Annotated in this window: 26 protein-coding genes and 2 tRNA genes; 16 read left to right on the top strand and 12 right to left on the bottom strand. The window is 61.6% G+C overall.

Annotated elements, in window-relative coordinates; all coding sequences use genetic code 11:
• The first annotated feature begins 27 nt into the window (after positions 1–27).
• The 9 genes from tolR (at position 28) to nadA (ending at position 7004) form a co-directional block, all read left to right on the top strand.
• Positions 28–480 carry a protein TolR gene (gene tolR / locus WBK23_RS15525; RefSeq protein ID WP_090252619.1) on the top strand — a complete coding sequence of 151 codons (453 nt, stop codon included), beginning with the start codon at positions 28–30 and terminating at the stop codon, positions 478–480.
• Complete coding sequence (gene tolA, locus WBK23_RS15520; protein ID WP_424484834.1) at positions 480–1382, top strand: cell envelope integrity protein TolA; 903 nt, start codon at positions 480–482, stop codon at positions 1380–1382. The genes tolR and tolA overlap by 1 nt, the downstream gene beginning before the upstream one ends.
• A complete protein-coding gene (gene tolB, locus WBK23_RS15515; protein WP_424484833.1) occupies positions 1379–2677 on the top strand; it encodes a Tol-Pal system beta propeller repeat protein TolB in 1299 nt (432 codons plus the stop codon). Before tolA ends, tolB begins: the two co-directional genes overlap by 4 nt.
• Before the next feature lie 66 nt (positions 2678–2743).
• On the top strand, positions 2744–3241 hold the full coding sequence (pal, locus tag WBK23_RS15510) for a peptidoglycan-associated lipoprotein Pal (RefSeq protein WP_424484832.1): 498 nt from the start codon (positions 2744–2746) through the stop codon (positions 3239–3241).
• 6 nt (positions 3242–3247) lie between these two features.
• On the top strand, positions 3248–4069 hold the full coding sequence (gene ybgF, locus WBK23_RS15505; RefSeq protein ID WP_424484831.1) for a tol-pal system protein YbgF: 822 nt from the start codon (positions 3248–3250) through the stop codon (positions 4067–4069).
• 248 nt (positions 4070–4317) lie between these two features.
• Positions 4318–4965, top strand: a complete 648-nt coding sequence (queE, locus tag WBK23_RS15500) for a 7-carboxy-7-deazaguanine synthase QueE (RefSeq protein ID WP_424484830.1) — start codon at positions 4318–4320, stop codon at positions 4963–4965.
• 1 nt (position 4966) lies between these two features.
• On the top strand, positions 4967–5641 hold the full coding sequence (gene queC / locus WBK23_RS15495; RefSeq protein WP_424484829.1) for a 7-cyano-7-deazaguanine synthase QueC: 675 nt from the start codon (positions 4967–4969) through the stop codon (positions 5639–5641).
• Between the two features lie 57 nt (positions 5642–5698).
• Positions 5699–5774 (top strand) — tRNA-Lys (locus tag WBK23_RS15490).
• A gap of 171 nt (positions 5775–5945) precedes the next feature.
• Complete coding sequence (gene nadA, locus WBK23_RS15485) at positions 5946–7004, top strand: quinolinate synthase NadA (RefSeq protein ID WP_424484828.1); 1059 nt, start codon at positions 5946–5948, stop codon at positions 7002–7004.
• Between the two features lie 56 nt (positions 7005–7060).
• On the opposite strand, the gene WBK23_RS15480 is transcribed toward nadA, so the two are convergent.
• Entirely contained in the window at positions 7061–8494 is a 1434-nt protein-coding gene (locus WBK23_RS15480; RefSeq protein WP_424484827.1) for a M48 family metalloprotease, read from the bottom strand.
• Positions 8495–8608: 114 nt separating this feature from the next.
• Here WBK23_RS15480 and WBK23_RS15475 point away from each other — a divergent pair, with 114 nt between their 5' ends.
• A complete protein-coding gene (locus WBK23_RS15475) occupies positions 8609–8851 on the top strand; it encodes a sulfurtransferase TusA family protein (protein ID WP_424484902.1) in 243 nt (80 codons plus the stop codon).
• Between the two features lie 64 nt (positions 8852–8915).
• On the opposite strand, the gene WBK23_RS15470 is transcribed toward WBK23_RS15475, so the two are convergent.
• Together WBK23_RS15470 and WBK23_RS15465 are read right to left on the bottom strand one after the other, a co-directional pair.
• Positions 8916–9389: a peroxiredoxin gene (locus WBK23_RS15470; RefSeq protein ID WP_424484826.1), complete on the bottom strand. Its 474-nt coding sequence runs from the start codon at positions 9387–9389 to the stop codon at positions 8916–8918.
• Positions 9390–9399: 10 nt separating this feature from the next.
• Positions 9400–9957 (bottom strand): glycine cleavage system protein R, encoded by a 558-nt coding sequence (locus tag WBK23_RS15465; RefSeq protein ID WP_424484825.1) that lies wholly within the window; start codon positions 9955–9957, stop codon positions 9400–9402.
• Between the two features lie 226 nt (positions 9958–10183).
• Here WBK23_RS15465 and dapA point away from each other — a divergent pair, with 226 nt between their 5' ends.
• The 4 genes from dapA to WBK23_RS15445 all read left to right on the top strand — a co-directional run bounded on the left by dapA (position 10184) and on the right by WBK23_RS15445 (position 13427).
• Positions 10184–11062: a 4-hydroxy-tetrahydrodipicolinate synthase gene (gene dapA / locus WBK23_RS15460; protein WP_424484824.1), complete on the top strand. Its 879-nt coding sequence runs from the start codon at positions 10184–10186 to the stop codon at positions 11060–11062.
• Positions 11063–11079: 17 nt separating this feature from the next.
• Positions 11080–12198 carry an outer membrane protein assembly factor BamC gene (gene bamC / locus WBK23_RS15455; protein ID WP_424484823.1) on the top strand — a complete coding sequence of 373 codons (1119 nt, stop codon included), beginning with the start codon at positions 11080–11082 and terminating at the stop codon, positions 12196–12198.
• Between the two features lie 87 nt (positions 12199–12285).
• Positions 12286–13155: a phosphoribosylaminoimidazolesuccinocarboxamide synthase gene (locus tag WBK23_RS15450; RefSeq protein WP_424484822.1), complete on the top strand. Its 870-nt coding sequence runs from the start codon at positions 12286–12288 to the stop codon at positions 13153–13155.
• Between the two features lie 182 nt (positions 13156–13337).
• Positions 13338–13427: transfer RNA gene (locus WBK23_RS15445), tRNA-Ser, on the top strand.
• Positions 13428–14124: 697 nt separating this feature from the next.
• Here the strand turns inward: WBK23_RS15445 and tcyN are convergent.
• The 7 genes from tcyN to WBK23_RS15410 form a co-directional block, all read right to left on the bottom strand.
• Positions 14125–14889, bottom strand: coding sequence for an L-cystine ABC transporter ATP-binding protein TcyN (gene tcyN / locus WBK23_RS15440; RefSeq protein ID WP_424484821.1), 765 nt, complete (start codon positions 14887–14889; stop codon positions 14125–14127).
• On the bottom strand, positions 14886–15557 hold the full coding sequence (gene tcyL / locus WBK23_RS15435) for a cystine ABC transporter permease (RefSeq protein WP_424484820.1): 672 nt from the start codon (positions 15555–15557) through the stop codon (positions 14886–14888). The genes tcyN and tcyL overlap by 4 nt, the downstream gene beginning before the upstream one ends.
• Positions 15554–16354: a cystine ABC transporter substrate-binding protein gene (tcyJ, locus tag WBK23_RS15430; RefSeq protein ID WP_424484819.1), complete on the bottom strand. Its 801-nt coding sequence runs from the start codon at positions 16352–16354 to the stop codon at positions 15554–15556. Before tcyJ ends, tcyL begins: the two co-directional genes overlap by 4 nt.
• 111 nt (positions 16355–16465) lie before the next feature.
• Positions 16466–17467: a D-cysteine desulfhydrase gene (locus tag WBK23_RS15425; protein ID WP_424484818.1), complete on the bottom strand. Its 1002-nt coding sequence runs from the start codon at positions 17465–17467 to the stop codon at positions 16466–16468.
• A 236-nt stretch (positions 17468–17703) separates the two neighbouring features.
• Positions 17704–18519 carry a carbon-nitrogen hydrolase family protein gene (locus WBK23_RS15420; protein WP_424484817.1) on the bottom strand — a complete coding sequence of 272 codons (816 nt, stop codon included), beginning with the start codon at positions 18517–18519 and terminating at the stop codon, positions 17704–17706.
• Between the two features lie 66 nt (positions 18520–18585).
• On the bottom strand, positions 18586–19704 hold the full coding sequence (locus WBK23_RS15415; RefSeq protein WP_424484816.1) for a P1 family peptidase: 1119 nt from the start codon (positions 19702–19704) through the stop codon (positions 18586–18588).
• Positions 19705–19902: 198 nt separating this feature from the next.
• Positions 19903–21018 (bottom strand): polyamine ABC transporter substrate-binding protein, encoded by a 1116-nt coding sequence (locus WBK23_RS15410; protein ID WP_424484815.1) that lies wholly within the window; start codon positions 21016–21018, stop codon positions 19903–19905.
• A gap of 110 nt (positions 21019–21128) precedes the next feature.
• Here WBK23_RS15410 and WBK23_RS15405 point away from each other — a divergent pair, with 110 nt between their 5' ends.
• Positions 21129–21899 carry a helix-turn-helix domain-containing protein gene (locus WBK23_RS15405; RefSeq protein WP_424484814.1) on the top strand — a complete coding sequence of 257 codons (771 nt, stop codon included), beginning with the start codon at positions 21129–21131 and terminating at the stop codon, positions 21897–21899.
• 11 nt (positions 21900–21910) lie between these two features.
• Here WBK23_RS15405 and WBK23_RS15400 read toward each other — a convergent pair whose 3' ends face one another.
• Both WBK23_RS15400 and WBK23_RS15395 read right to left on the bottom strand, forming a co-directional pair.
• A complete protein-coding gene (locus tag WBK23_RS15400; RefSeq protein ID WP_424484813.1) occupies positions 21911–22948 on the bottom strand; it encodes an AraC family transcriptional regulator ligand-binding domain-containing protein in 1038 nt (345 codons plus the stop codon).
• Between the two features lie 10 nt (positions 22949–22958).
• Positions 22959–23876 (bottom strand): GGDEF domain-containing protein, encoded by a 918-nt coding sequence (locus WBK23_RS15395; protein ID WP_424484812.1) that lies wholly within the window; start codon positions 23874–23876, stop codon positions 22959–22961.
• Between the two features lie 378 nt (positions 23877–24254).
• Between WBK23_RS15395 and WBK23_RS15390 the strand changes: the two genes are divergently transcribed.
• A complete protein-coding gene (locus tag WBK23_RS15390) occupies positions 24255–26762 on the top strand; it encodes a TonB-dependent receptor (RefSeq protein ID WP_424484811.1) in 2508 nt (835 codons plus the stop codon).
• Positions 26763–26814 lie beyond the last annotated feature (52 nt).

Genomic DNA, 26814 nt, shown 5'->3' with positions numbered 1-26814 from the left:
GGCACTCTTTACGAAAGGTTTTAAGCCATGGCCAGAATTCGCAACAGACGCAAGCCCGTCGCCGAGATGAACGTGGTGCCCTACATCGACGTGATGTTGGTACTGCTGGTGATCTTTATGGTGACCGCACCCATGCTCAATCAAGGGGTCAAGGTCGATCTGCCGAAAGTCAGCAGTGAAGCCTTGCCGCAGGACAATAACGCTCAGGTGTTGACCATTTCGATCAAGGCCGACAAAACCTACTACTGGAATATGGGCACCGAGGTCGATGTCGACACCGTGCAGGACAAGGCGCTAACCCTGGAAGAAATGACCCGTGCGGTCACCGCGATCATCAGCCAGAGCCGTGCGACCGGTAAGCAGGTGCAGGTGTTTGTGCGCGGCGATAAGACCGTCGACTACGGCACCATCATGGCAGCCATGGGTGGCTTGCAGCAGGCTGACGTCGGTAACGTCGGGCTGATTACCGAGGCCCCCTGATGCAATACCAGCGCGAGCGTTCGCCCTCGGAAAGTCTGTTCTGGCCCCTAGTCTGGGCCGTGGGGCTGCACGTCATCATGTTCGCCATGTTGTTCGTCAGCTTCGCTTTCGCCCCCGACCTGCCGCCGGCCAAGCCGGTGGTGCAGGCCACATTGTACAAGCTGCAGTCGCAGAGCCAGGCCACCACTCAGACCAATCAGAAAATCGCTGGCGAAACCAAGAAAACTACTGCCCCGGTTTATGAAACTGAACAGCTCGAGCAGAAAAAGGCCGAGCAGGAAAAAGTAGCGGCCAAGGCGGCGGAACAAAAGAAAGCCGAAGAGGCTCAGAAAGCGGAAGCGGCGAAAAAAGCCGATGCGGAAAAGAAAACCGCCGAGCAGAAGAAGCTCGCCGATGTAGCCAAGAAGAAGGCTGCTGACGAAGCCGCGAAAAAGAAAGCCGCCGCTGAGGCCGCGAAAAAGAAAAAAGCCGATGACGCCAAGAAGAAGGCGGCAGAAGCGTCGCAACGTAAAGCTGTTGAAGATAAGAAGGCTGCTGCCCTGGCCGAGTTGCTTTCAGAGGATGTCGGTCGCCAGCAGGCCATCGCCGATACCGTTGGCGATGAAGTGGCCGGTAGCCTCGACGATTTGATTGTTATGCTGGTCAGCCAGCAATGGCGGCGGCCGCCATCTGCGCGCAATGGTATGAGCGTAGAAGTACTGATCGAAATGCTGCCTGATGGCACCATTACCAATGCCAGCGTGACGCGTTCGAGCGGCGACTCACCATTTGATAATTCAGCGGTGCAAGCGGTGCGCAACGTCGGCCGTATCGCCGAAATGCAACAGCTGGATCGCGCCACTTTTGATCGTCTTTACCGGCAGCGTCGCGCTGTCTTCAAACCGGAGGATTTAGGTCTGTGAATACCCTGATGCGTATTGCTCTGCTCGGTCTGACCCTACTGGTCGGCACCGTTCAGGCCGCTGATCCACTGGTGATCAGCAGTGGTACTGACCGTGCCACGCCGATTGCCGTGGTGCCTTTTGGCTGGCAGGGCGGCAATGTGTTGCCCGAGGATATGTCTGACATCATCGGCAAGGACCTGCGTAACTCGGGCGTGTTCGAGCCGATTCCTCGGCAGAACATGATCAGCCTGCCGACTCAGGCGACTGAGGTGATCTACCGCGACTGGCAAGCCCTGGGCGCTCAGTACGTACTGGTGGGCAGCATTGTGCCGAACGCCGGTCGCCTGCAGGTGCAGTTTGCCCTGTTCAACGTCACGACTCAGCAGCAGGTCATGACCGGCAGCGTGGGTGGCGGTACCGACCAGTTGCGCGACATGGCGCATCATATCGCCGATCAGGCGTTCGAGAAGCTCACCGGCGTCAAGGGCGCGTTCTCCACCCGCATGCTGTATGTGACGGCCGAGCGCTTTGCGGTCAACAACACCCGTTACACCCTGCAGCGTTCGGACTATGACGGTGCCCGTGCGGTGACCTTGCTGCAATCGCGCGAGCCGATCCTATCGCCGTCGTTTGCGCCGGATGGCAAGCGTATCGCCTATGTGTCGTTCGAGCAGAAGCGCCCGCGCATTTTCGTTCAACACATCGATACTGGTCGCCGCGAGCAGATCACCAATTTCGAGGGTCTGAACGGTGCGCCGGCCTGGTCGCCGGATGGCAATCGCCTGGCCTTCGTGTTGTCGCGTGACGGCAACCCGGAAATCTACGTGATGGACATGGGCAGCCGTCAGCTGCGCCGCGTCACCAACCAGCCGTCGATCGATACTGAACCCTTCTGGGGCAAGGACGGTCAGACCCTGTACTTCACCTCGGATCGTTCCGGCAAGCCACAGATCTACAAGACCAATATCAATGGCGGTTCAGCAGAGCGCGTGACCTTTATCGGTAATTACAACGCCAACCCGAAACTGTCTGCCGATGAGAAAACCCTGGTGATGATCCACCGCCAGGACGGTTACACCGTGTTCAAAGTGGCGGCACAAGACCTGCAACGTGGCAATTTGCGGATACTTTCAGACACCAGTCTGGATGAGTCGCCCACTGTCGCGCCCAACGGCACCATGGTAATCTACGCCACCCGCCAGCAGGGCCGGGGAGTCTTGGTATTAGCGTCCACCAATGGTCGCGTGAGGCTCCCTCTTCCTACCGCTCAAGGCGAAGTTCGAGAGCCTTCTTGGTCCCCTTACCTGAACTGATGCGGCGCAACACATTTGCTGTTTGAAATACTGCTTAACACACTGGGGTTCATTAGGAGTTACATGATGGAAATGCTGAAATTTGGTAAATTCGCCGCACTGAGCCTGGCTCTGGCCGTGGCTGTTGGTTGCTCCTCGAAAGGCGGCGACGCTGCTGGCGAAGGCGCTGTTGATCCTAACGCTGGCTACAACGCCAACGGCAGCGGTGTAGACGGTGCTCTGAGCGAAGAAGCTGCTCTGCGCGCTATCACCACCTTCTACTTCGAATACGACAGCTCCGACCTGAAGCCAGAAGCCATGCGCGCTCTGGACGTTCACGCTAAGGACCTGCAGGGCAATGGCGCTCGCGTAGTTCTGGAAGGCCACGCTGACGAGCGCGGTACCCGTGAGTACAACATGGCTCTGGGCGAGCGTCGCGCCAAAGCTGTACAGCGTTACCTGGTACTGCAGGGCGTTTCCCCAGCTCAACTGGAACTGGTTTCCTACGGTGAAGAGCGCGCAATCGCCACTGGCAACGACGAGTCCTCGTGGGCTCAAAACCGTCGCGTCGAACTGCGTAAGTAATTCGATATGCGAACGTGCCGCCGTGCTTTAACCGTTTTGGCGCTCAGCCTGCCGCTTGCGGCCTGGGCTGAGGTTCCCGTGGTGGATAACAATGCCGGTTACGGCAGCAGTTATCCGCCTGCTGGTTATGGTACGTCCGGCACCTCCGCCGGGACGGGAGCTGCGGCTCCTGTCTCGGCGCAGGGCATGCTGTTCAACCAGCTGCAGCAGATGCAGGACGAGATCGCGCAACTGCGCGGTACGCTGGAAGAGCAACAGAACGAGATTCAGCGTCTTAAGCAAGAGAGCCTGGAGCGTTATCAGGATCTTGATAAGCGTTTGAGTGGTGGCGCAGCAGGTGCTGCAGTCAGCCAGAATTCTTCAGCCGCTGGCGCGATCAATGCCAGTGGTGCGCCGACACCCCCAGCGGGCCAGGCACCCGCAACACCGGCCAGCAATGAGCCGGCCGATCCTGCGAAGGAAAAGCTGTTCTACGAAGCTGCTTTCGACCTGATCAAGGTCAAGGACTTCGACAAGGCCAGTCAGGCGTTTTCCGCCTTCCTGCGCAAGTACCCGAACAGTCAGTACGCCGGCAATGCCCAGTACTGGTTGGGTGAGGTGAACCTGGCCAAGGGCGATTTGCAGGGTGCCGGCCAGGCCTTTGCTCAGGTGAGCCAGACCTATCCGAGCCACGCCAAGGTGCCGGATTCGCTGTTCAAGCTTGCCGATGTCGAGCAGCGCCTGGGCAACTCCGACAAAGCCAAGGGCATTCTGCAGCAAGTGATTGCTCAGTACCCGGGCAGTTCGGCTGCCCAGCTGGCGCAGCGCGATTTGCAACGTTTGCCGTAAAAGCTCAACTTCGGCTCAAGAAACCCGCGCATTGCGCGGGTTTTTTTTGTCGTTGTTTTCTCGAGCATCCACTCTGCGGGCAGCTGTGCGACAAATTTTTTATGGCCTGCCATCCCTGGCGGCCACCCTTCGGGCCGTTGCTGCGCAACGTTAAAAACTGCTCCATGCAGTTTTTTCGTATACAATCCGCGCCCCTTTTCCCGCAACGGAGGCGGACGGCCTGTTTAGCTGTCACGCCCGTGGCTGATATGCAAGAAACCCTGCGAATTACCGAGATTTTCTACTCGCTGCAGGGCGAGACGCGCACCGCCGGCTTGCCGACTGTGTTCGTTCGCCTGACCGGCTGTCCTTTGCGCTGCCAATACTGCGACACCGCCTATGCCTTCAGTGGTGGCGAGATCATGTCGCTGGACGCCATTGTCGAGCAGGTGGCCGGCTACAAGCCGCGCTATATCTGCGTGACCGGTGGCGAGCCGTTGGCGCAACCCAATTGCATTCCTTTGCTCAAGCGTTTGTGCGATGCCGGTTATGAGGTGTCGCTGGAAACCAGTGGCTCCCTGGATGTGTCGGCGGTCGATCCGCGGGTGAGCAAGGTGCTCGACCTGAAGACCCCGGGCTCCGCCGAAGTGGCGCGCAATCGTTATGAGAATATCGATCTGCTGACCCCGAATGATCAGGTCAAGTTTGTCATCTGCTCGCGTGAGGATTACGACTGGTCGGTGAGCAAGCTGATCCAGTATCGGTTGGACCAGCGCGCCGGCGAGGTGTTGATGTCGCCCAGTCATCATGAGCTGGATGCGCGCTCGCTGGCCGAGTGGATCATTGCCGACAACCTGCCAGTGCGTCTGCAAATGCAGCTGCACAAGATCCTCTGGAATGACGAGCCGGGACACTGATATGAGCGATAAAAAAGCGGTAATTCTTCTTTCCGGCGGCCTCGACTCGGCCACGGTGGTGGCGTTGGCCAAGGCCGAAGGCTACAGCTGCTACAGCATGAGTTTCGATTACGGTCAGCGCCACCGCTCAGAGCTGCAGGCGGCCGAGCAGGTGGCGCGGCAGTTGGGTGTGGTCGAGCACAAGGTGATCGGTCTCAACCTCAATGGTATGGGCGGCTCCGCGCTGACCGATGCCAGCATCGAGGTGCCGGAAAGCCCGACCGAGGGCATCCCGGTGACTTACGTGCCGGCGCGCAATACCGTGTTTCTTTCCCTGGCGCTGGGCTGGGCCGAGGTGCTGGGCGCGCGGGATATCTTTATTGGCGTGAATGCGGTGGACTACTCCGGCTATCCGGATTGCCGTCCTGAGTTCGTCGAAGCCTTCGAGCGTATGGCTAATCTGGCGACCAAGGCCGGTGTGGAAGGGCAGGGTTTCCGTATCCAGGCACCACTACAGGCCATGAGCAAGGCCGAGATTGTCCAGGAGGGCATGCAGCACGGCGTCGATTACGCATTGACCGTGTCGTGCTATCAGGCGGATGAGCAGGGCAGGGCTTGCGGCAAATGCGACAGCTGTCGTCTGCGTGCTGCAGGTTTTGCGGCGGCGGGTGTGGTTGATCCCACTCGTTATTTCTAAAAAGTTTTAGCGAAGTGTTGAATTTCTGAATTAAATCAGTATCATGCGCCTCGCGTCGGGTCGTTAGCTCAGTTGGTAGAGCAGTTGGCTTTTAACCAATTGGTCGTAGGTTCGAATCCCACACGACCCACCATATTTCCTTCCTCGGAAGGTCAAGAAAGCCTGAAAGTTCTGGTTAAAGGAATTTTCGGGCTTTTTTGTATCTGTAGCTTTTACCGCCTGTGCTGGTTGCAACCTGCCTGCTCCAGCGCTATTCAGCGCGGGTATACTCGCTGCACTGAAAGCATATTCAGAGCCTGATGATATGACCCAGATTTCCGAACGCCTGCTCGTGCAAGCCCACCTCGACGCCAAGCAGCCCAAGCCGCTGACGCCCGAGCAGGAGGCTTTTTACCGCGCCGAGATCGCCGCCGAGCTGAAAAAGCAGAACGCCGTACTGGTGGCGCACTACTACTGCGACCCGGTGTTGCAGGCGCTGGCGGAAGAAACCGGTGGTTGCGTCTCCGACTCCCTGGAAATGGCCCGCTTCGGCAATGCCCATCCGGCGCAGACCGTGCTGGTGGCTGGGGTCAAATTCATGGGCGAGACGGCGAAAATCCTCAACCCGGAAAAGCGCGTGCTGATGCCAACGCTGGAGGCGACCTGCTCGCTCGACCTGGGTTGCCCGGTGGAGGAGTTTTCGGCGTTCTGCGACCAGCACCCGCAGCGCACCGTGGTGGTGTATGCCAACACCTCGGCGGCGGTGAAGGCGCGCGCCGACTGGGTGGTGACGTCCAGTTGCGCGGTGGAAATCATCGAGCATCTGATGGACAACGGCGAGAGCATCATTTGGGCGCCGGACCAACACCTGGGCCGTTATATCCAGAATAAGACCGGGGCTGACATGCTGTTGTGGGACGGTGCCTGCATCGTGCACGAGGAATTCAAGGCCAAGCAGCTGGAAGACATGAAGGCGCTGTATCCGGATGCCGCCGTGCTGGTACACCCCGAGTCGCCGACGGCGGTGATCGAGCTGGCTGACGCAGTGGGCTCCACCAGCCAGCTGATCGCCGCCGCGCAGACGCTGCCGAACAAGACCTTTATCGTCGCCACCGACACCGGCATTTTCTACAAGATGCAGCAGCTGTGCCCGGACAAGGAGTTTGTTGCCGCACCTACCGCCGGTAACGGCGCGGCCTGCCGCAGCTGCGCGCATTGCCCGTGGATGGCGATGAATACCCTGCAGCGCACGCTGGAATGCCTGCGCGAAGGCAGCAATGAGATATTCGTCGACCCGGCGCTGATCCCCAAGGCGATCAAGCCGCTCAAGCGAATGCTCGATTTCACCCAGGCCGCGCGGCTGCGCCTGAGTGGCAATGCCTGATTGGCAGAGATAAAAAAGCCCGGCTCAAGCCGGGCTTTTTTATGCCACTTAAACGCTTAGCGCAGCATCTGCTCGATGATGCGCTGCTCGTCGAGCAACTCACGCTGGCGGGCGTCGATCCTTGAGGCCAGCTGGAAGTTGTTGATCGCGCGGCGCTTGGCGAAGTCCAGCTGCTCGATGGCCTGCGGGTAATCGCCCACCAAGGCGAAGAACTCGGCGCGGGCCTGGTGCAGGCCGATGGTGTTGCCGCTGAGGCCGCGTACCTCTGCGACCTGATACCAGACGTCAGGGTCTTTGCCACGCTGCTTGAGCATGTCGTCGAGGGCGCGCTCGGCTTCTTGGGTGCGGCCCTGTTTCATCAGCAGGTCGATCCGCGCCTGGTTGGCCGGGTAGTTGCTGGGGTACAGGCTGAGCAGGCGGGTGATGCGTTTCTGGGCGTCGTCCAGGCGTGTGCTGGCCATATCCAGTTCGATCTGCGCCAGGTTGTAGCTCACATCGTTCGGTGCGCCGTCGAGCAGCGGTTGCAGGGTTTCGCGAGCCTGCTTCTGCTGGCCGCTCTTGATCTGCGCAATGGCCAGGCCGTAGCGCGCTGCTTCCATCTGCGGGTTTTCATCGAGCATGTTGCGAAAGCGCTTGGCGGCCAGGCCCGGGGTTTCTTCATAGTTCAACTGCACGCGGGCACGCATCAACTGATAGCGCACGCTGTCCATGGTGCCCTTGGCGGTGTATTGCTCGGCGCGGTTGCGGGTGTCGGCAATCCGCGACTCGGAAACCGGGTGGGTCAGAAGGAATTCCGGCGGCATGCGGTCGTAGCGGTACTGGCGCATCAGGCGTTCGAACATGCTCGGCATAGCGCGCGGATCGAAGCCGGCTTTTTCCAGGTTGACCAGGCCAATACGGTCGGCTTCCTGCTCGTTCTGCCGGGAAAAGCGCCGCTGTTCCTGCATCGCCGCCGCCTGAGTCGAGGCGATGGCGGCGATGCCCAGGTCGCCGGCACCGGCGGCTGCAGCGATGATGCCGGCGAGCATGCCAGCCATCACCGGGATCTGCATGCGCTGCTGGGCTTCCAGGCCGCGGGCGAAGTGGCGCTGCGACAAGTGCGCCAGTTCGTGGGCCATGACCGAGGCGTATTCGGCTTCGGTCTGCGCATACAGGAAGAGTCCGCCATTGACCCCGACAATCCCGCCAGGGGCGGCGAAGGCGTTGATCTGCGGGCTGTCGAGTACCACGAACTCCAGGCGACGGTCCTGCAGCTGGCTGGTTTCGCTCAGGCGGTACACGCTGGTTTCGATAAAGTCCTTGAGCTGCGGGTCGGACAGTTGGCTGACCTGGCCGCGCACCAGGCTTAGCCAGGCGCGGCCCATCTGGTGTTCTTGCTGGGGCGAGACGAGTGCCGAGCTGGCATCGCCGAGTGAGGGCAGGTCACTGGCCATGCCGGGGCCTGCCAGTAGGCAGGCGAGCGTCAACAGGGTAGGGCGCAGAAGGCTCATGCACAAAGCTCATGTCGAACAAAGGCGCTACTGTAGCTGCCAGGCGGCTGTGCTGGCCAGGGTTGTGCGGCCTTGGGTATCCTTGCGGCCTTTCTGGGGTGGAGCGTGACTGAGATGCAATGGCGTGCCGAAGACTTTGATGCGCAACTGGACGCCTGCGGCCTGAATTGTCCGCTGCCGTTGCTCAAGGCCAAACTCGAACTCAATCGTCTGGCCAGCGGTGCGGTACTCAAGGTGGAGGCGACCGATGCCGGTTCGCAACGCGACTTCCGCGCATTCGCCAGCTTGGCGGGGCATAGCCTGTTGCGTGAAGAGCTGGATAACGGTGTTTACCGTTACTGGCTGCGCAAGGCCTGAGTGTTTGTCAGGGCTGCACGCATAAAAAAGCCGGCCCAATGGCCGGCTTTTTTATGCGTGGGATTCAGGCTTTATGCAGTGCCTGGGCTGCCGCCAATACCGCGTCTACATGCCCTGGCACTTTCACGCCGCGCCACTCCTGGCGCAGCACGCCGTGTTTGTCGATGAGGAAGGTGCTGCGGTCGACGCCCAGGTATTCCTTGCCGTAGAGCTTCTTCAGCTTGATCACGTCGAACAGTTGGCAGATGGCTTCGTCCTTGTCGGAAATCAACTCGAAGGGGAATTCCTGCTTGCACTTGAAGTTCTCATGGGATTTCAGGCTGTCACGCGACACGCCGAACACCAGGGTATTGGCCGCCTGGAACGCCGGGTATTGGTCGCGAAAGCCCTGACCCTCGGTGGTGCAGCCTGGGGTGCTGTCCTTCGGGTAGAAGTAGATCACCACTTGCTGACCCTTGAGTGCGGACAGCTGGATGGTCTGGCCACTGGTGGCCGCGGCCTGGAAATCGGCAACCGGGGTGTCGAGTGCTACGGCCATAAACCGCTCCTTATGGGGTTTGTGGGCGCCAGGGTTCAATCAGCGCATCCAGGTTCAGGGCATCGGCGAAGTCGAGGAACTGATCGCGCAGCCAGCTGATCTGGGTGCCGGCCGGCAGGGTCACGGTCAGGGTGGCATTGAGCATGGTGCCGCCGGTCTGCGGAGCCTGGTAGGTGTCGCAAGTGAGGTTTTCCAGCTCGACATGATGGTCGATAAAGAACTGGCACAGCTCATTGAGGATGTCCGGGCGATACGCCGAGCTGACATACGCCACATACGGCAGTGCTTGCGGGCGGTTTTCCGAGGCGGCGCTGCGGATCACGTTGACCGAGAAACTGTGCTTCTTGGCCAGCGCCGGCAGGCTCGATTCCAGGCGCGCCAGGGCGTCCCAGCTGCCGGAAATCTGCAGCACCAGGGCGCTGTATTCGCCGTGTCGGCTCAGGCGCGTGCTGACCACGGCGCAACGGTTTTCGTGACTGGTGCGGCAGAGCACGTTGGTCAGCTCCATGGCGTTGGGGCCAAGGGCGCTGATAAGCAGGAATTGTTCGCGAACTAGGGGGGTGGACATGCAGCCTTCCTAAACGATAAGCGGTCGGCTTGTACAAGCAGCGCCGAATAGATGCAGAAGGGTAGCGAAAAGCGCCGCCAAGGGGAATGCTCGCGGGGATGGTCGGTGAGGAATGCGCCGCGTTTGGGTAATAAAGATTGTATACGCGTAGCTGAGGTACTTCGCTTGTGCAAGGCAGGTGGCCCCAGTACCATTACGGCTCTCTTTTTCCGGCAGGAGCGGTTGCATGATTGCGGGCAGTATGGTGGCACTGGTTACGCCCATGGATGCACAAGGTGGTCTTGATTGGGACGGCCTGAGCAAACTGGTGGATTTCCACCTGCAAGAGGGCACCAACGCCATCGTCGCGGTCGGCACCACAGGTGAGTCCGCCACGCTTGACGTGGGTGAGCATGTTGAAGTGATCCGCCGCGTGGTCGATCAGGTCGCCGGGCGTATCCCGGTGATCGCCGGCACCGGTGGCAACTCCACCCGTGAGTCGGTTGAGCTGACCCGCGCCGCCAAAGACGTCGGAGCCGATGCCTGCCTGCTGGTTACGCCTTACTACAACAAGCCGACTCAGGAAGGCCTGTACCTGCACTTCCGCCACATCGCCGAGTCGGTGGCCATCCCGCAGATTCTCTACAACGTGCCGGGCCGTACGGTCTGCGACATGCTGCCTGAGACCGTCGAGCGCCTGGCCAAGATCGACAACATCATCGGCATCAAGGAAGCCACTGGCGACCTGCAGCGCGGCCAGGAAGTGCTGGACCGCGTGAGCAAGGATTTCCTGGTCTATTCCGGTGATGACGCCACCGCCGTCGAGCTGATGCTGATGGGCGGCAAGGGCAATATCTCGGTAACCGCCAACGTCGCCCCACGCGCCATGAGCGACCTCTGCGCCGCTGCCATGCGCGGTGATGCGGCCATCGCCCGCGCGATCAATGACCGCCTGATGCCGCTGCACAAGGCGCTGTTTATCGAATCCAACCCGATCCCGGTGAAATGGGCTCTGCATGAAATGGGCTTGATGCCGGACGGTATCCGTCTGCCATTGACCTGGCTCAGCCCACGTTGTCATGACCCGCTGCGTCAGGCCCTGCGCCAGTCCGGCGTATTGGTTTAATTGAGGAAATTTTGCGCATGAAGCGACTCGCCGGACTCTCTGCCCTTGCCCTGATCATCACCCAAACCAGCGGCTGCGGCTGGATCTATGGTGAAGACGGCTATTTCCGTGACCGCGGCAGCGATTACCTTGAAGCCCGTCAGACTGCTCCAATGCAGATGCCGCCCAATGTTGACGCCAAGCGCATCGACCCGCTGCTGCCGGTGCCGCAGCAGGTCGCGACCACCACAGATAGCGGCGAATTTATCGTGCCGCGTCCGCAGGCCCTGGCGGTAACCGCTGATGCCAGCGAGTTCAGCCTGCAGAAGAGCGGCGAATCGCGCTGGGTTGTGGCGCAGCGTGTACCGGCCGAAGTCTGGCCGGTGGCGCGTCAGTTCTTCGCCGACAATGGTTTTCAGATTGCCGAAGAGCGTCCGCAGACCGGTGAGTTCAGCACTGCCTGGCAGCGCTTCGATGCCCTGTCCGAATCCATGGCGCGTCGCCTGAGCAGCCGCGTCTCCGGTGTGAGTCCAGATGCCGAAACCCGCGTGCGAGTGCGCATCGAGCCAGGCGTGCAACGCAATACCAGCGAAATCTTCGTGGTCAGTGCCGAGCGTCCAGCCGGTAGCACCGCCGATGTTGCCTTCACCAATCGCAGCAGCAATGCCAGCCTGGATGCCGCGCTGCTCGACGAAATGCTCGTGACCCTGGCACGCAGCGCCGAGCAGGGCGGCTCGGTGTCCCTGCTGGCCGCGCGTGATTACGATGCACCTAACCGCGTCAGCTTGTCGGAAGACGGCAACGGCAATCCGGTGCTGAGCCTGGGTGCCGATTTCGACCGCGCCTGGTCCGGTGTTGGCCGCTCGCTGGAAATGGCTGACGTGCGCATCGACGACATCAACCGCAGCCTGGGCGTGTACTACATCAACCTGGCCGAGACAGCGAAGAAGCCTGAAGACAAGCCCGGCTTCTTCGGCAAGGTGTTCGGCAGCGAGCCGAGCAAGGAAGAGATCGACGCCCGCGCCGAGCGTTATCAGGTACGCCTGACTACCGTGGGTGAAAGCGTGCAGGTCACCGTGGAAAAAGACCTCAACACCATTGCCCCGGCCGATGTGGCGCGCAAGGTGCTGGACCTGATCCAGGAAAACCTTGGCTGACAGCAGGCAACTGCTGCACCTGTAATACCAATAGGCGAAACCCGGTGGGTTTCGCCTGTTTTGTTTACCAAAGGCGGAAATTCCGACATGAGCACAGCCACCACCCTCAGCCTGAAGAAAATCTACTCGGGCAAAGTCCGCGACCTCTACGAGATCGATGAAAAGCGCATGCTGATGGTCGCCACCGATCGCCTCTCGGCCTTCGACGTGATCCTCAACGAGCCGATTCCGGACAAGGGCAAGATTCTCACCGCCATCTCCAACTTCTGGTTCGACAAGCTCAAGGACCTGGTGCCCAACCACTTCACGGGTGACAAGGTCGAAGATGTGGTGCCGGCCGCCGAGCTGCCGCTGGTCGAAGGCCGTGCGGTCGTCGCCAAGCGCCTCAAGCCGGTTGCGGTGGAAGCCATCGTGCGCGGCTATATCGTCGGTTCTGGCTGGAAGGAATACCAGAAGAGCGGCACCGTCTGCGGCATTCAACTGCCTGCTGGGCTGAAGGAAGCGGCCAAGCTGCCACAGCCGATCTTCACCCCGTCGACCAAAGCCGCCGTTGGCGACCACGACGAAAATATCTCCTTCGCCCAGTGCGAGGCGGTCATCGGTGCGGAATTGGCGGCCAAGGTGCGTGACACCGCTATCGCCCTGTACAGCGCCGCAGTGGAATACGCAGCGACTCGCGGCATCATCATCGCCGACACCAAGTTCGAATTCGGCCTCGATGAAGACGGCACCCTGACCCTGATGGATGAGGCGCTGACCCCCGACTCCAGCCGCTTCTGGCCAGCTGACAGCTACGCCGAAGGCAGCAACCCACCGAGCTTCGACAAGCAGTTCGTGCGTGACTGGCTGGAGTCCACCGGCTGGAATAAAGAGCCTCCTGCACCGGCCGTCCCCGCTGACGTGGCCCAGAAGACCGCAGACAAATACCGCGAAGCATTGACCCGCTTGACTGTCTAAAGCCTGTTGGCATGGAAAAGGGGCGCTTCGGTGCTCCTTTTTTATGTGCAACGGCTTCGTTCTAGAGGTTGGCGTTTAGCCAGAGCGCACCGCCTTTGATCGCAAGCACCTGAAAGCATGTGAAAAATTTGCCAACTGGGGTTCGCCAAACGCAATTCAGCTGTTATGATGCGCGCCGCCACGGGGAGATGCCGGAGTGGCCGAACGGGACGGATTCGAAATCCGTTGTGTTAGCGATAGCACCTAGGGTTCGAATCCCTATTTCCCCGCCATATTGCAGTACCTAAACCCCTGATTTTCCTAGCGAAGTCAGGGGTTTTTTCGTTTCTGGCATTCGGTCACTGTCGAAAAAGTGTCGAAGCCACTCAACACTGTTAGGGGAAAGGGATGATCCTGGAGCTATTCAAACCCAGCTGGCGAAAACTGCTGATCACAGCCTGTCTTTACGGGATGGTTGTCTTTTTACCAGTGAGTTAGAAAAGGCTGCCAGCAAGGTTGCACGTGAGGATCTGGCAGCAACTGTTTTAGGCCAACGTTTTTCAGACGAAGTTGAGCGCATCTACAAGGAGGTGCGCTGTGAAGCAAACGAACAGGTTGCGCAGGCCCGTGTGCAGCTTATGGACGAAATGAGAGAGCAAAATTTAGCGAATAAGGTTGAGTCGAGAGCTTTGTTTATCTATGGGCTGATCACCGCTACGTTGATCTTTGTCTGCTACATATTGGCCTGCATAGCGTGCACTGGCGCGGTGATTCGCCTGCGAGAGAAACCGGATTCCATTTAGGCTGTGCGCTGCTACTGAAAGCTCGGCATGAGCCGTTTCGGTATCGGGGCCAAGGCGGCTGAGGTGCCGCCCAGAGTAGGCAATTCTGGGCGGGTAATGCTGGCTGGCGTTAATGTTTCGCCAGCCAGGCCAAAGCACTGACTTTATCGCCGCCCGTGCTTATCTCTCGCCAAGTGCATGGCACGGGTTAATCCGCGTCGAGCATGCCTTCGCCGAGAAATTTGCTGAGGAACTGCCGGGTACGTGGCTCGCGGGGGGCGCTGAACAGTTGTTTGGCGTCGTCCTGTTCGACGATCACGCCCTGGTCGATAAAGATCGCGCGGTTGGCCACGTCGCGGGCGAAGCTCATTTCATGGGTGACGATGACCAGGGTGCGCTGTTCTTCGGCCAGGCCACGGATGGTGGCGAGTACTTCGCCGACCAGTTCAGGGTCGAGGGCCGAGGTCGGCTCATCGAAGAGGATCACATCCGGCTCCATGGCCAGGGCGCGGGCGATGGCTACTCGTTGTTGCTGGCCGCCGGAGAGGCGCTTCGGGTAGGCATCCTCCTTACCGGCCAGGCCCACCTTGGCCAACAGCGCGCGGCCACGGGCAATGGCCGCGGCGCGCGCCTCCTTCTTCACCACCACTGGGCCTTCGATGACGTTCTCCAGCGCGGTGCGGTGCGGGAACAGGTTGAAACTCTGGAAGACGAAGCCGACATGCTGGCGCAGCTTGCGCACCAATGCCTGCTGCTGTTTGAGCGGGCGGTCGGCGTCGATCTCGATGCTGCCGACGCGAATGCTACCGCCGCTGGGCGTTTCCAGCAGGTTCAGGCAACGCAGCAGGGTGGTCTTGCCCGAGCCGCTGGGGCCGATGATCGCCACCACCTCACCGGGCGCAATGCTCAGGTCGATGCCCTTGAGCACCGCCTGGCCGTTGAACGATTTTGTCAGGTTGCGCACGCTGATCATGCTGGATCCTGTTCATGTCGGTTGACCCGCGCTTCCAGGCGACCTTGCAGGTGCGCCAGGACGCTGGCCAGTACCCAGTAGATCAGCGCGGCGGCGAGGTACATGGTGAAGATTTCGAAGGTGCGCGCGGTAATCAGCTGCGCCTGGCGGAACAGCTCGGGCACCTGGATGGTAGCGGCCAGCGCGGTGTCCTTGACCAGCGAGATAAAGCTGTTGCCCAGTGGCGGCAGGGCGGTGCGTGCTGCCTGCGGCAGGATGGTGCGGTACAGCGTCTGCGCGCGGTTCATGCCGATGCTGGCGGAGGCTTCCCACTGGCCACGGTCGATCGAGGCGATGGCTGCGCGCAGGATCTCCGAGACATAGGCGGCCATGTTCAGCGCAAAGCCGATCAAGGCGGCCGGTAGTGGATCCAATTGGATACCCAGTTGCGGCAGGCCGTAATAGATCATAAACAGCTGCACCAGCAGTGGGGTGCCGCGAAAGAACGATATATAGAGGCGCACCAGCCAGCGCAGCGGGGCGACGGCGTACAGCTGGGTGAGGGCGAGGACAAAGCCCAGCAGGAGGCCGAAGAACATCCCGCCGAGGCTCAGTACCACCGTATAGAGCGCGCCCTTGAGCAGAAAGGGCGCGGAGTCCAGCGCAAGCTGCAGGCTTGCTTCGATCATTGGGTCACGTCAGCCTTGAACCACTTTTGCGAAATCGCCTGCAGGGTGCCGTCAGCACGCAGTTTGGCGATGGCCTTGTCGAGGGCCGCAAGCAATTGCGGGTCGCCTTTGCGCAGGGCGATGCCGGCTGCCTGCGGGGCGAATGGCGCGCCGGCCACCGCCAGGCTGTCGCCGGTTTTGGCGATCAGCTCGAACGCCGCGAGGCGGTCGCCGAGGATCGCATCGAGACGACCGACGCGGATGTCCTGGTTGCGTGTGGCGTCATCGTCGTAAGTGCGGATATCGGCCCCAGGCACGTTGTCTTTCAGCCATTGTTCGTAGTTGGTGCCGAGCACCACGCCAACCTTCTTGCCGCTCAGGTCCGCCGGTTTGTTGAACTGGCTTTCCTGGCCCTTGCGGGTCAGCACCTGAATGCCGGAGACGGTGTAGGGCGTGGAGAAGTCGTACTTCTTCTTGCGCTCTTCGGAGATGGTCACCTGGTTGATCACCACGTCCAGGCGGCTGGACTCCAGGGCGGCGAGAATTCCGTCCCACTTGGTCGGCTGGAACTCGGCCTTGACCCCCAGCTCTTTGGCCAGGGCTTCGGCGAATTCCACTTCGAAACCGCTGAGTTTGCCGTTCTCATCCTGGAAATTGAACGGTGGGTAAGTGCCTTCGAGGCCGACCTTGATCGCGCCACGCTGCTGGATCTGTTGCAGCAGGTCATCGGCGGCGAGGCTCTGCCCGACCCAGCCAGCGGCCAGTGCCAGACTCAGGCCGACGGCAGTGAAGTGGCGACGCAATTGAGTGATGTGCATCAGGTAATCCTCGCAGTGCAGTGGGAAGTGGCCCCACTCTAGAGACGTTTTTATATGCAATAAAATACTAATAAATTATTTGCATAGATCTTTTGTGGATATGCAAAGCATCTAGATTGCCGTCGCTGAATGGTAGGCGAAAAGCGCCGGAGAGCCACCGGTGTGCAGGAACAGTAGCGGTCCGTTGCCGGCGAACGCCTGCTTGGCGAGGCCATCCAGCAGGCCGGCGAAGGCCTTGCCGGTGTAGACCGGGTCAAGCAGCAAGCCTTCATGGCGCGCCAGTAAGGCAATCGCCGCCAGCGTCGCGGCATTGGCTTCGCCATAACGCGGGGCAAAGTATTGATCCCACAATTCGATACGCAGCGTCGCCGGTACGGCTATGTCGAGCAGCTCGGCCGTGCGCTGCAGCAAGCCCTCGACCTTGGGCCGCTGGGTGGCATCCGGACGCGACACGGTGACGCCCACCACCCGCGTGCCGGGCAAGGCGTACTCCAAGGCCAGCGCCAGGCCGCTGTGGGTGCCGGCGCTGCCCGATGCCAGCACCACGGCGGCGAACGGCTGGCCGCTGTGTTTGATTTGCTGCGCCAGCTCCAGCCCGGCGCGCACATAACCCAGGGCACCCAAGGCATTCGAGCCGCCAATCGGTACCACGTAAGGACGTTTGCCTGCCGCGCGCAGGCGTTCGGCAGCCTCTGCCAGCAACTGGTCGGCGTTGTCTAGATTCGCCACCAGTTCCACCTCGGCGGCAAACAGGTCGAGCAGCAGGCGGTTGCCATTGCTCAGGTAGTTGCGGTCATGGCTGTCGATGGGGTTTTCCAGCAGCGCCAGGCAACCCAGGCCGAGGCGCGCCGCTATCGCCGCCGTCTGGCGTACATGGTTGGACTGAATGGCACCGGCGGTAATCAGGGTGTCCGCGCCCTGGGCCAAGGCGTCGGCCGCCAGGTATTCGAGCTTGCGCACCTTGTTGCCCCCAAGGGCGAAGGGCGTGATGTCGTCGCGTTTGACGAACACCTCCCGGCCGAGGTGATGCGACAGGCGCTCGAGCTTCTCCAGCGGTGTGGCAGTGGGCACCAGTTCCAGGCGCGGGAGGCGGGCAAGGTGGTCGGCAAGCATGGCGAGGCTCTTGGGCAATGTGCTGATCGGGGGGCGCATCCGTTGAGAACGCGACCTGCAATTACACACTGTAGGCGCAAGTGAAGAGTAAGCGCGTCTCCTTTAGTGCTGGTTGACGGGCTTAGTGCAGATCGCCACGTCGTGTCCTGCCGACCGCAGCGGCGGCTGCATTTGGGGTGGGTGCCGCAGGCGAATGGCCAGCGCAACAGGGGCATTGTCTCGGCACTCGGAATGGCTCAGGGAATCAGCAGTTCGCGGCGGCCGTCGGCGTGTTCGATCTGCTCGCCCGTCAGCTGCAGGCGGCGGTCGCTGAGGTAGTGGTAATCACGGCGGGCGGCTTGCAGCTGATCGAGATCCAGGCTGACCAGCTGCCGACATTCGTCGCGGTCGGCTTCGTACAGCACCCGCCCAAACGGGTCGACCACGGCGCTGCCGCCGGCGAATACCAGGTCGTTATCGCCAGTTCCCGCGCGGTTGACCATCACGGCAAACGCCTGGTTTTCCTGGGCGCGGGCCATGATCGCGGTGCGGTGCACAGGGCCGTAGGGGTCCATATTGCCGTTGGTGACCAGGATCAGCTCGGCACCCAGCTGGCCCAGTGCGCGTGCTGTCTCCGGCAGCTCGATGTCGTAGCAGATCAGCAGGCCGACGCGCACACCGCGCCACAGCACCGTGGTAAAGCGATCACCCGGCACAAACAGCCCGCGCTCATCGGGCCACAGGTGGGTCTTGCGGTAGCTCAGTGCGATGCCGTCCGGCGTCACCAGCACCGAGGTGTTGTAGAAGGTGCCGTTGTCGTTCTCGGCCAGGCCCAGCACCACGGCGACGTTGCGCTCGCGGGCGGCGCGTTGCACCGCTTGCAGGCTGGGGCCATTGAGCGGTTCGGCAACTGCGGCGAGTTGCGTGGCGTTGACGAAGCCGGTCAGCTGGGTTTCCGGAAACACCAGTAGGTCAGCATCGTCCGCGCAGCTGGCGATGGCCTGCAGCGTACGCTCCAGGTTGTAGGCGGTGTCGCCATCGCGACCGGCCAGTTGCATCAGTTCGATCTTCACAAGCGCTCCTTAGGCGTGCGGCGGGCTGCCCATCTCGCAGCCCGCCATCAGTGTTAACGCGGTGGTTTATTGCGCGCCCGGCCAGCCGGCTTTACTCAGGGCTTCGAGCAGGGTTTCGCTATCCAGTCCCTGCACCTTATGACCATTGCCTTCCATCGTATTGGCCGCCAGCAGCGCATTGATAATGGCTTCCTCCACGGCCTCCGAGGCGGCGAGAAACAGGTCGCCGATATGGTCATTGTTGACCATGCGCAGGCCGTCGCAGGTGAACGCACCTTTGCGCTCGTAGGCGGTGGCCTCAATCTGCTGGTTGCCGGTGGAGAAGGCGATAAAGATATCGCCGCTGCAATCTTCGTTACCGCCACCGGTGCGGGCGATGCCGATGCTGGCGCGCTGGGCCAGGCGTGTGCACTGGTGCGGCAGCAGCGGTGCGTCGGTGGCCAGGCAAACCACGATCGAACCCATGCCGGGATGCGGCAGGTCGGCGCGCAGGAACGGCGACGTGGCTTTTTCCATATAACGGCCGACCGGGTAGCCATCCACGCGCAGTTCGCGGCGGGTGCCGTGGTTGGCCTGCACGATGGCGCCTACGGTCCAGCCGCCTTGTGCCGCGCTTAGGCACCGCGATGCGGTGCCGATGCCGCCCTTGTACTCGTGGCAGATCATGCCGCTGCCGCCGCCTACCGCGCCTTCGGCCACCGGGCCGCTCTTGGCGCATTCCAGCGCCTCGGCGACATGCTCGGGGCGCACATGGAAGCCGTTGATGTCATTCAGTAGGCCGTCGAAGGTTTCCAGCACCACCGGCATATTCCAGTACAAGCGCCCATCAGCGGGCTGCTTCTGCCGGTCCAGGGCGATCAGCGCGTCGCGCACCACGCCGATGCTGTGAGTATTGGTAAAGGCAATCGGGCTGGTCAGCAGGCCGGCTTCGCGAATCCATTCCAGGCCCGTGGCGTCGCCATTGCCGTTGAGGATATGCACGCCGGCAAAGCACGGCTGCTCGGTGGTGGAACCGGCGCGCGGTTCGATCACCGTGACCCCGGTGTTGATATCGCGGCCCGCAGCGCTGCGCCCACGTATGTCGCAGTGGCCGACGCGCACGCCGGGTACATCGGTGATGGCATTGAGTGGGCCAGGCTGCAGTTGGCCGAATTGGATATGCAGATCGCGAGCACGTTGTTTCATGGTCTTTCTCATTGTCAGGGTGTTATCAGGAAAATTCATGGGGCTGTGAGTAGGTCAAGAAGCTGTTTACGATCTCGCGAGCTAGAGCCAGACGAGGAAAAACTGGCCGAGGGAGCGGAGTTTACGAGCTGTAAATGAGCATCCAGAGGCCGGTTTTGACGCGGTATGGCCGACGCGCAGCAGATCGTAGACAGCTTCTTATTGGCCGCTCTTGACCTTGCTCCAAACCCGGGTACGGATGCGTTCGGCCTTCATCGGCAGGGGTTCCAGGCTGAACAATCTGGCCATGGCATCTGCCGGTGGATAAACCGCTGGGTTATTGCGGGTTACCGGCTTGAGCAGGGCCGTGGCGCTGCGGTTGCCGTTGGGGTAGCGCAGGTAGTCGGTAATCGGCGCGACCACTTCCGGGCGCAGCAGGTAGTCGATAAAGGCCCAGCCCTGTTCGGGATGCGGCGCGTCCTTGAGCAGCACCAGGGTGTCGAACCACACCGGCGCGCCTTCCTTGGGCAGGCTGTATTCGATGCGCACGCCGTTGTTGGTTTCCTCAGCGCTGGCCTTGGCGTCGAGCATGCCGCCGGCCCAACCGACAGCGACACAGATATCGCCGTTGGACAGGTCGGTGATGAACTTCGACGAGTTGAAATAGGCGATATGCGGGCGCAGCTTGAGCAGCAGCGCCTCGGCTTGCTGGTAGTGCGCCGGGTCCGTGCTGTTGGGCGGCAGGCCCAGGTAATTCAGCACAATCGGCAGAATCTCGGCCGGCGAGTCGAGCAGGGCGACGCCGCACTGGCTGAGCTTGGCCAGGTTGGCTTCCTTGAACAGCAGGTCCCAGGAGTCCACCGGGGCGTTTTCGCCGAGAACCGCGCGAACCTTGTCGACGTTGTAGCCGATGCCGTTGGTACCCCACATATAGGGCACGGCATAGCGGTTGCCGGGATCATTGCTGGCCAGCTTGGCCTGCAACTCGGGGTCAAGATGCTTGAGGTTGGGCAGCTTGGCTGGGTCCAGCGGTTCGAGCACGCCGGCCTTGATCAGGTTGGGCAGGCTGAAGTTACTCGCCACCACCACGTCGTAACCTGTGCCGCCGGTGAGCAGCTTGCTCTCCAGCGCTTCGGCGCTGTCAAAGGTGTCGTAAATCGGCGTGATGCCCAGGTCGCGCTTGAAGTCGGCCAGGGTGGTGGGGCCGATATAGTCGTACCAGTTGTACACATGCACGGTCGGCGCAGCCGCTGCTGCGGTTGCCATCGACGCCGACAGACAGAGGCCAATGCCAAGGCCGATTCCAAGGTTGAGATACGCGTGCTGACGACGCATGATGCGGCACTCCTGGCCTGCTGCAGGCCGGTTATTTCAGAAGGTCTCAGGCTAGTGCCGCGCCGGGGCCAGACCAATTCCCATCAAGGGTTACGCGAAAGGGGTAGTCAGTGGACGCCTTGCTGAAAGAGTTGCCTATGCACCAGAGCCTGGCGCGGATGTTCGCCGCCGTTGGTCAGGACGGTTTCTGGCGCAGCCTGGTGGACGCCCTGCGCCTGCTGGTGCCGCTGGACAATGCCCTGGTGACCCTGATGCAGACCGGGCGGGTGCCGACATTGCTGGCTGACTTTGAGTTCCGCGCCGGCGGTGATGAGCGTGAGGGGCTGGCCGATTACTGCGCCGGCATGTACCTGCTCGATCCCTTCTACCAGGCCGCCTGCAGCGGTATCGCCGATGGCCTGCACAGCCTCGAATCAGTCGCGCCGGATCAGTTTCAGCATAGCGAGTACTACTTGAGCTACTTCCGCCCGGTGATCGGCATGGGTGAATTGCAGTTCTTTTGCACCCTCGACGGCGTGGTGCTGGGGTTGTCACTGGGGCGCGACACGGCCTTCAGTGCAGAAGAGCAGGGCCGTTTGCTGTGCGTGCGCGATTGGGTGTTGGCGGCCATGCGCCGGCATGCAGAGCTGCTGCCGCCGGAGGGCAAGGTCGCCCCCGCAGCGGGGGATTTGCTGGCGTTGCTGGACAGCCTGGATGCACGTCTGACAGAACGGGAAACCGAAACCGCGCGGCTGATTCTGCAGGGCTTCTCCAGCAAGACCATCGCCCAGCGCCTGGGCATTTCCCCGGAAACGGTGAAGGTGCATCGGCGCAACCTCTACAACAAGCTGAACGTCAGCAGCCACGCCGAGCTGTTTGCCCTGTTGCTGCAGCCGCGTTAAACGGCTGTGGCTTAGCGCGCTTCGAATAACTGGCGCAGCGCGCTCGGTGATAACCCGGTCCAACGCTTGAATGAACGGCGGAAGTTGGTTGCGTCGTGGAAGCTCAGGAACTCGGCGATTTCCTCATTGCTGTACGCCTTGATGCGGTACAGGTAGAGCGCCACATGCTTGCGCACCCGGTCATGCTGCTCCTGGTAGTGCGTACCGTGTTTCTGCAGTTTGCGTTTGAAGGTCGCTGGGCTCATTTCGAAGGCCTGCGCGGCCTGTTCCAGGCTGGGGGACTGGCGCACGTTGGCTTGTAACCAGGCGTACAAACGATCCAGCAGGCTGGCCTGGAAACCCAGGCCGAGCAGCTGCCGCGCGGCTTCCTGGCGCGCTACCGCACCGGCGGTGTGTGCGGCGTTGGGCCAGGCGGCGGTCATAAATTCGCGGGGCAGGCGCAGCATGTCCAGCTGGCTGTCGAAGTGCAGGTCTTCGCCCAGGTGCACCCAGTACTGTTCGACATAGCGCGGCTGCGGGTGGGCGAAGTGGAAGCGCCACGGCAGCGGTTGCCCGGACAGCCAGCGGGCCATCGCCACCACCGCCGTCATGCAGGCCTCGACCAGAAAACGCCAGTGCGGCCCGGCACCGCTGCTGTCGACCCAGTAGAGGTAGGCATGCTGCTCGTCGAGCAGCAAGCGGGGGGCCAGCAGCGGGCTGAACAGCGCGCGCATCTCGATCAGCAGTTCCAGCGCCTGTTGCAGGTTGCCGGCCTGCTGCAGCGCCTGGCTGGCCGCGCCGTAGTGGCCAGGCAGCAAGCGTTGGCCGAAGAGAAAGCTGGTGTCGTCGGCCCCCAGCAGGCGTTGCGCGTTATCGATCAGCTCCAGGAACTGCTGCGGGCTGATGCGCACCTGGCCGGCCAGGATGTCGTCATAGAACAAGCCGGTGCCGCGCAGCAGGCGATGGGTGTCGATCTCTCGGCTGATGCCCAGGTCGATCAAGGCCGCAGGCTGGTAATGGGCGGCAATAAAGCGGCTGTCGCATTCGTACCAGGGCGTTTTCACGGTCATGGTCATCGCCTCAGGCGCGCTTGATCTGCGGCGGTTGTTTGGCCCGCGCAAGGGCATGGTTGAGGCGTTGCAGCAGGCTTTCCGGGCTGTCCTGCAGCGCCATTACCACCGCCACGCTGGCCTGTAACTGCAGGCGTTCGCCGTGCTGGCTGGTCTTGTAGGCCAGGTGTTGCACGGCGCTCTGCAGCTCGTGCGCCAACTGCCGCGCCTGGCGTTCGCCAGTGTGCGGCAGCAGCGCGACGAAACGGTCGCCGGCCAGGCGGCAGAGTAGGTCCTGACGGCGCAGGTTGAGCAGCAGCGCCTGGGTCAGCACCTGCAGCACCCGGTCACCTTCGGCGTGGCCGTAATGGCGATTGATCGCGCTGAAGTCGTCCAGGTCGAGGATCACCAGCGACAGCGCTTGCTGCTCGCTGTGCGCTTCCTGCAAGGCCTGCTGCAACTGCAAGCGCAGGTAGTCGGCACCGCCCAGCGGGGTGACCTTGTCGAACAGGCGGTGCTCGCGGAACAGCCGTTCGCGCTTTTCCATCTGCGCGCTGATCGCCAGCTGTTCGCGGTGCCAGTGGTAGATGCCCAGGGTCATCAGGATAAAGCCGGTGGGCATGGGCCCGGACTCCAGCCACTCATCCCAGCCGATGCTGTCCGGCAGGCGGATAAATTCGTCCACCGCATCCATCCACAGCGAGAAAAACAGGCAGGCCAGGCCGAAGAACAGCAGGTTGGTCACGCGGCCGGCGGGGCGGCTTTTCAGCAGCAAGGCAATCCACGCCAGTACCAGCAGTGCCGAACCCCCTTCACCGAAGACATCAGTCCAGTTCAGTTCGGCCCAGGTTTTCACGCTGCCGGCGAACAGATGCGTGAGCAGCCCCAGGTTGGCCAGCAGCAATAGACCGGTGAGTTTCCAGACGTGCAATTTCAGCAGTGGCGGCATGGCCAATAGGCTCCGCAGAGGGTAATGGCCGCCAGCACAACAGATGCAGATGACGCTTTGGTTGCAGTGGGGGAGGTCAATTTGGCTCAGGGCTCTTCGCCGATTTAGTGCGCTTTACCACGCTCAGACGATTTCTGCCGATGCGCATGGGCGCATTTCTGCCGCGCTATAAATGCACGGCTGCGTTGCTCGGCGGCACCTTGGCGGTCATTTCAGCTCAATTGCCTCCCGTAGCCCGCTGAAACCTGCGTGTTTAGCCACCTCGCCGCGAGTGCTGTCACAGAAGCGTCATCACTCCTGCCTAGCGTTCGCTCCCCAGTAGCCCGGCCATTGCAGCCTGGCAGCGATCAATTTGGGTTTTTCGGGGGAGGGTCGATGATGAAGGTACGCAGTAGTTTCGCTCGCAATTCGGGTTTGCCGATCAGCGTTCTGGCCCTGGCGATTGCCGCCAGCAGCCAGCTGATGGCGGCTGAGCCGGCCACCGAATATGTCGAGGTAGTCGGCCAGGCCGTCAGCATCGACAAAGCGTTGAAAGAGCAGCGCAACTCCGACAGCGTGGAAAGCGTGGTGCATGCCGATGGCATCGGCCAGCTGCCGGACGACAACGCTGCCGAAGCGCTGCAGCGTATTCCGGGCCTGTCGGTGGAGCGCGACCAGGGCGAGGGGCGCTTCGTCAGCGTGCGTGGCATCGGCCCGGACCTGAACAGCGTGACCATCAACGGCACCCTGGTACCGTCACCGGAAAGCGACCGCCGCGCGGTGGCCCTGGATGTATTGCCCTCGGAACTGGTGCAGGCGCTGACGGTGGTCAAATCGCTGACCCCGGACATGGACGCCAACTCCCTCGGCGGCACCGTGGAGGTGGAAAGCCTGTCGGCCTTCGACCACGACGGCCTGTTCTACAGCGGCACGGCCGAAGGCAGCTACGACGACAACACCGACCAGAGCAGCCCGAAATTCTCCGGCGCGTTCAGCGACCGTTTCAGCCTCGGCGACGGCATCGATAACTTCGGCGTGGCGGCGGCCATGAGTTGGCAGGAGCGCGATTTTGGCTCGGACAACGTCGAAACCGGCGGGGCCTGGGACTTCGAGGATGGCGCGAAGCTGGAGAGCATGGAACAGCGCGACTACGACATTACCCGCGAGCGCAGCGGCCTGGGCCTGAACTTCGATTACAAACCGGACGATCTCTCCAGCTATTACCTGCGCACCCTCTACAGCCGCTACAAGGACACCGAAACGCGCAATGCCGCCGGCGTCGAGTTCGCCGATGCCCAGCAAGCCGGCGAGAGCGGCGATGCCGAGGGCTACCGCGAGCTGAAAAGCCGCGAGGAAACCCAGGAAGTGCAGTCCTATGTGCTCGGCGGCGAGCGCATGCTCGGCCTGTGGACCGTCGGTGCCCAAGCCGGTTACAGCCAGTCCAGCGAAGACAGCCCGGAAGGCATCGCCGGTGCCACCTTCGAGGGCAACGACGACTTCACCGATGCTGGCTTTGGCGACAGCAAGAAGCCGCGCCTGAGCATCGATTCGGCGTTCTACGACCCGAACAACTTCACCCTCGACAGCGTCGATTGGGAAAAGCAGGACACCAGCGACACCGAGAAGAACATCAAGCTCGACCTGGCCCGCGACTACGACCTCAGCGGTTACGCGTCGCAGGTCAAGTTCGGCGGCAAAGTCAGCCGCCGCGACAAGGACAACGACCTGGAAGCCTGGACCTACGAGGACCTCGACACCTTTGGCTTCAGCGATGAGCAGCTCAACCTCAGCCAGTTCAGCAAGGGCACGGTGGATTACAGCCTCGGCCGCTTCGGCCCCGGCATCAGCGACAAGGCCATCGAGCGTCTGCTCGGCGGGCTGAACCAGGCCGACTTCTACAACGAAGAAGAGTCGCGGGTGAATGACTTCGATATGAGCGAAGACATCAACGCGGCGTACCTGATGAACAGCCTCGACATCGACGACTGGCGCTTTATCGCCGGCGTGCGCTACGAGGGCACCGAGTTCGACGCCAAGGGCACCGGCATCCGCGACGGCGAGTATGAGGCGACCCAGAGCGACAATAGCTACGAGCACTGGCTGCCGGGCCTGCATGCGCGCTACCAGCTGAATGACAGCACCCAGCTGCGCGCCGCCTGGACCAACACCGTGGTGCGGCCGACCTTCGGCCAGTTGGCACCGGGGTTTGTTATCGACGGCGATGAGGCCAGTTTCGGCAAGCCCGACCTCGATCCGCTGGAAGCGATGAACCTCGACTTCGGCATCGAGCACTACATGGGGCGTGCCGGGGTGGTATCGGCCTTCGTGTTCTACAAGGACATCGACAGCTTCGTTTACAACACCGACCTGGCCGGCACCGGCGATTGGCTGGCGTTCTCCGAGGCCAACACCTTCGCCAATGGCGACAGCGCCGAGCTGTATGGCCTGGAGCTGGCCTACTCGCAGAAATTCGACTGGCTGCCGGCCCCCTGGAACGGTTTGCTGATGGGCGCCAACGCCACCTTCAGCCGCTCCGATGCGAGCATCGAAGGCCAGGGCCTGAGCCGTGATATCGACCTGCCGAACCAGTCCGACACGGTCGGCAACCTGATGTTTGGTTGGGAAGACGACAAGCTGAGCCTGCGCGTATCGGCCAACTACAAGTCGGATTATCTGGCGGAAGTCGCTGCGATCGATGACAAGGCCCACGATCTGTATGCCGATGAGCAGCTGTTCGTCGACTTCAGCGCCGGCTACTTCCTCACCCCGGCGCTGCAGCTGACCTTCCAGGCGCAGAACCTGACGGACGAGTCCTACTACGTCTACACCGGGCGCAGCGACTACAACGCCCAGTACGAGGAATACGGCCCGACCTACAAGCTCGGCCTGACCTTTACCCACTTCTGATCGATGGCTCCATCCGTCGTGACGCTGCGCTTTCACGCGCGCGGTGGCGGAT

The organism is Pseudomonas sp. (assembly GCF_049653025.1).
GTDB lineage: Bacteria > Pseudomonadota > Gammaproteobacteria > Pseudomonadales > Pseudomonadaceae > Aquipseudomonas.
This window is presented reverse-complemented; position numbering and strand designations above follow the sequence as displayed.

Bases quoted from the DNA above. Each gene is read 5' to 3' on its own strand.
- tolA (WP_424484834.1), top strand. From the start codon at position 480: ATGCAATACCAGCGCGAGCGTTCGCCCTCGGAAAGTCTGTTCTGGCCC.
- queC (WP_424484829.1), top strand. From the start codon at position 4,967: ATGAGCGATAAAAAAGCGGTAATTCTTCTTTCCGGCGGCCTCGACTCG.
- dapA (WP_424484824.1), top strand. From the start codon at position 10,184: ATGATTGCGGGCAGTATGGTGGCACTGGTTACGCCCATGGATGCACAA.
- tcyJ (WP_424484819.1), bottom strand. From the start codon at position 16,354: ATGCACATCACTCAATTGCGTCGCCACTTCACTGCCGTCGGCCTGAGT.
- WBK23_RS15425 (WP_424484818.1), bottom strand. From the start codon at position 17,467: ATGCTTGCCGACCACCTTGCCCGCCTCCCGCGCCTGGAACTGGTGCCC.
- WBK23_RS15400 (WP_424484813.1), bottom strand. From the start codon at position 22,948: ATGACCGTGAAAACGCCCTGGTACGAATGCGACAGCCGCTTTATTGCC.
- ybgF (WP_424484831.1), top strand. From the start codon at position 3,248: ATGCGAACGTGCCGCCGTGCTTTAACCGTTTTGGCGCTCAGCCTGCCG.
- WBK23_RS15410 (WP_424484815.1), bottom strand. From the start codon at position 21,018: ATGCGTCGTCAGCACGCGTATCTCAACCTTGGAATCGGCCTTGGCATT.
- WBK23_RS15390 (WP_424484811.1), top strand. From the start codon at position 24,255: ATGAAGGTACGCAGTAGTTTCGCTCGCAATTCGGGTTTGCCGATCAGC.
- tolR (WP_090252619.1), top strand. From the start codon at position 28: ATGGCCAGAATTCGCAACAGACGCAAGCCCGTCGCCGAGATGAACGTG.
- bamC (WP_424484823.1), top strand. From the start codon at position 11,080: ATGAAGCGACTCGCCGGACTCTCTGCCCTTGCCCTGATCATCACCCAA.
- WBK23_RS15450 (WP_424484822.1), top strand. From the start codon at position 12,286: ATGAGCACAGCCACCACCCTCAGCCTGAAGAAAATCTACTCGGGCAAA.
- WBK23_RS15415 (WP_424484816.1), bottom strand. From the start codon at position 19,704: ATGAAACAACGTGCTCGCGATCTGCATATCCAATTCGGCCAACTGCAG.
- WBK23_RS15395 (WP_424484812.1), bottom strand. From the start codon at position 23,876: ATGCCGCCACTGCTGAAATTGCACGTCTGGAAACTCACCGGTCTATTG.
- queE (WP_424484830.1), top strand. From the start codon at position 4,318: ATGCAAGAAACCCTGCGAATTACCGAGATTTTCTACTCGCTGCAGGGC.
- WBK23_RS15475 (WP_424484902.1), top strand. From the start codon at position 8,609: ATGCAATGGCGTGCCGAAGACTTTGATGCGCAACTGGACGCCTGCGGC.
- tcyL (WP_424484820.1), bottom strand. From the start codon at position 15,557: ATGATCGAAGCAAGCCTGCAGCTTGCGCTGGACTCCGCGCCCTTTCTG.
- tcyN (WP_424484821.1), bottom strand. From the start codon at position 14,889: ATGATCAGCGTGCGCAACCTGACAAAATCGTTCAACGGCCAGGCGGTG.
- WBK23_RS15465 (WP_424484825.1), bottom strand. From the start codon at position 9,957: ATGTCCACCCCCCTAGTTCGCGAACAATTCCTGCTTATCAGCGCCCTT.
- WBK23_RS15470 (WP_424484826.1), bottom strand. From the start codon at position 9,389: ATGGCCGTAGCACTCGACACCCCGGTTGCCGATTTCCAGGCCGCGGCC.
- pal (WP_424484832.1), top strand. From the start codon at position 2,744: ATGGAAATGCTGAAATTTGGTAAATTCGCCGCACTGAGCCTGGCTCTG.
- nadA (WP_424484828.1), top strand. From the start codon at position 5,946: ATGACCCAGATTTCCGAACGCCTGCTCGTGCAAGCCCACCTCGACGCC.
- WBK23_RS15480 (WP_424484827.1), bottom strand. From the start codon at position 8,494: ATGAGCCTTCTGCGCCCTACCCTGTTGACGCTCGCCTGCCTACTGGCA.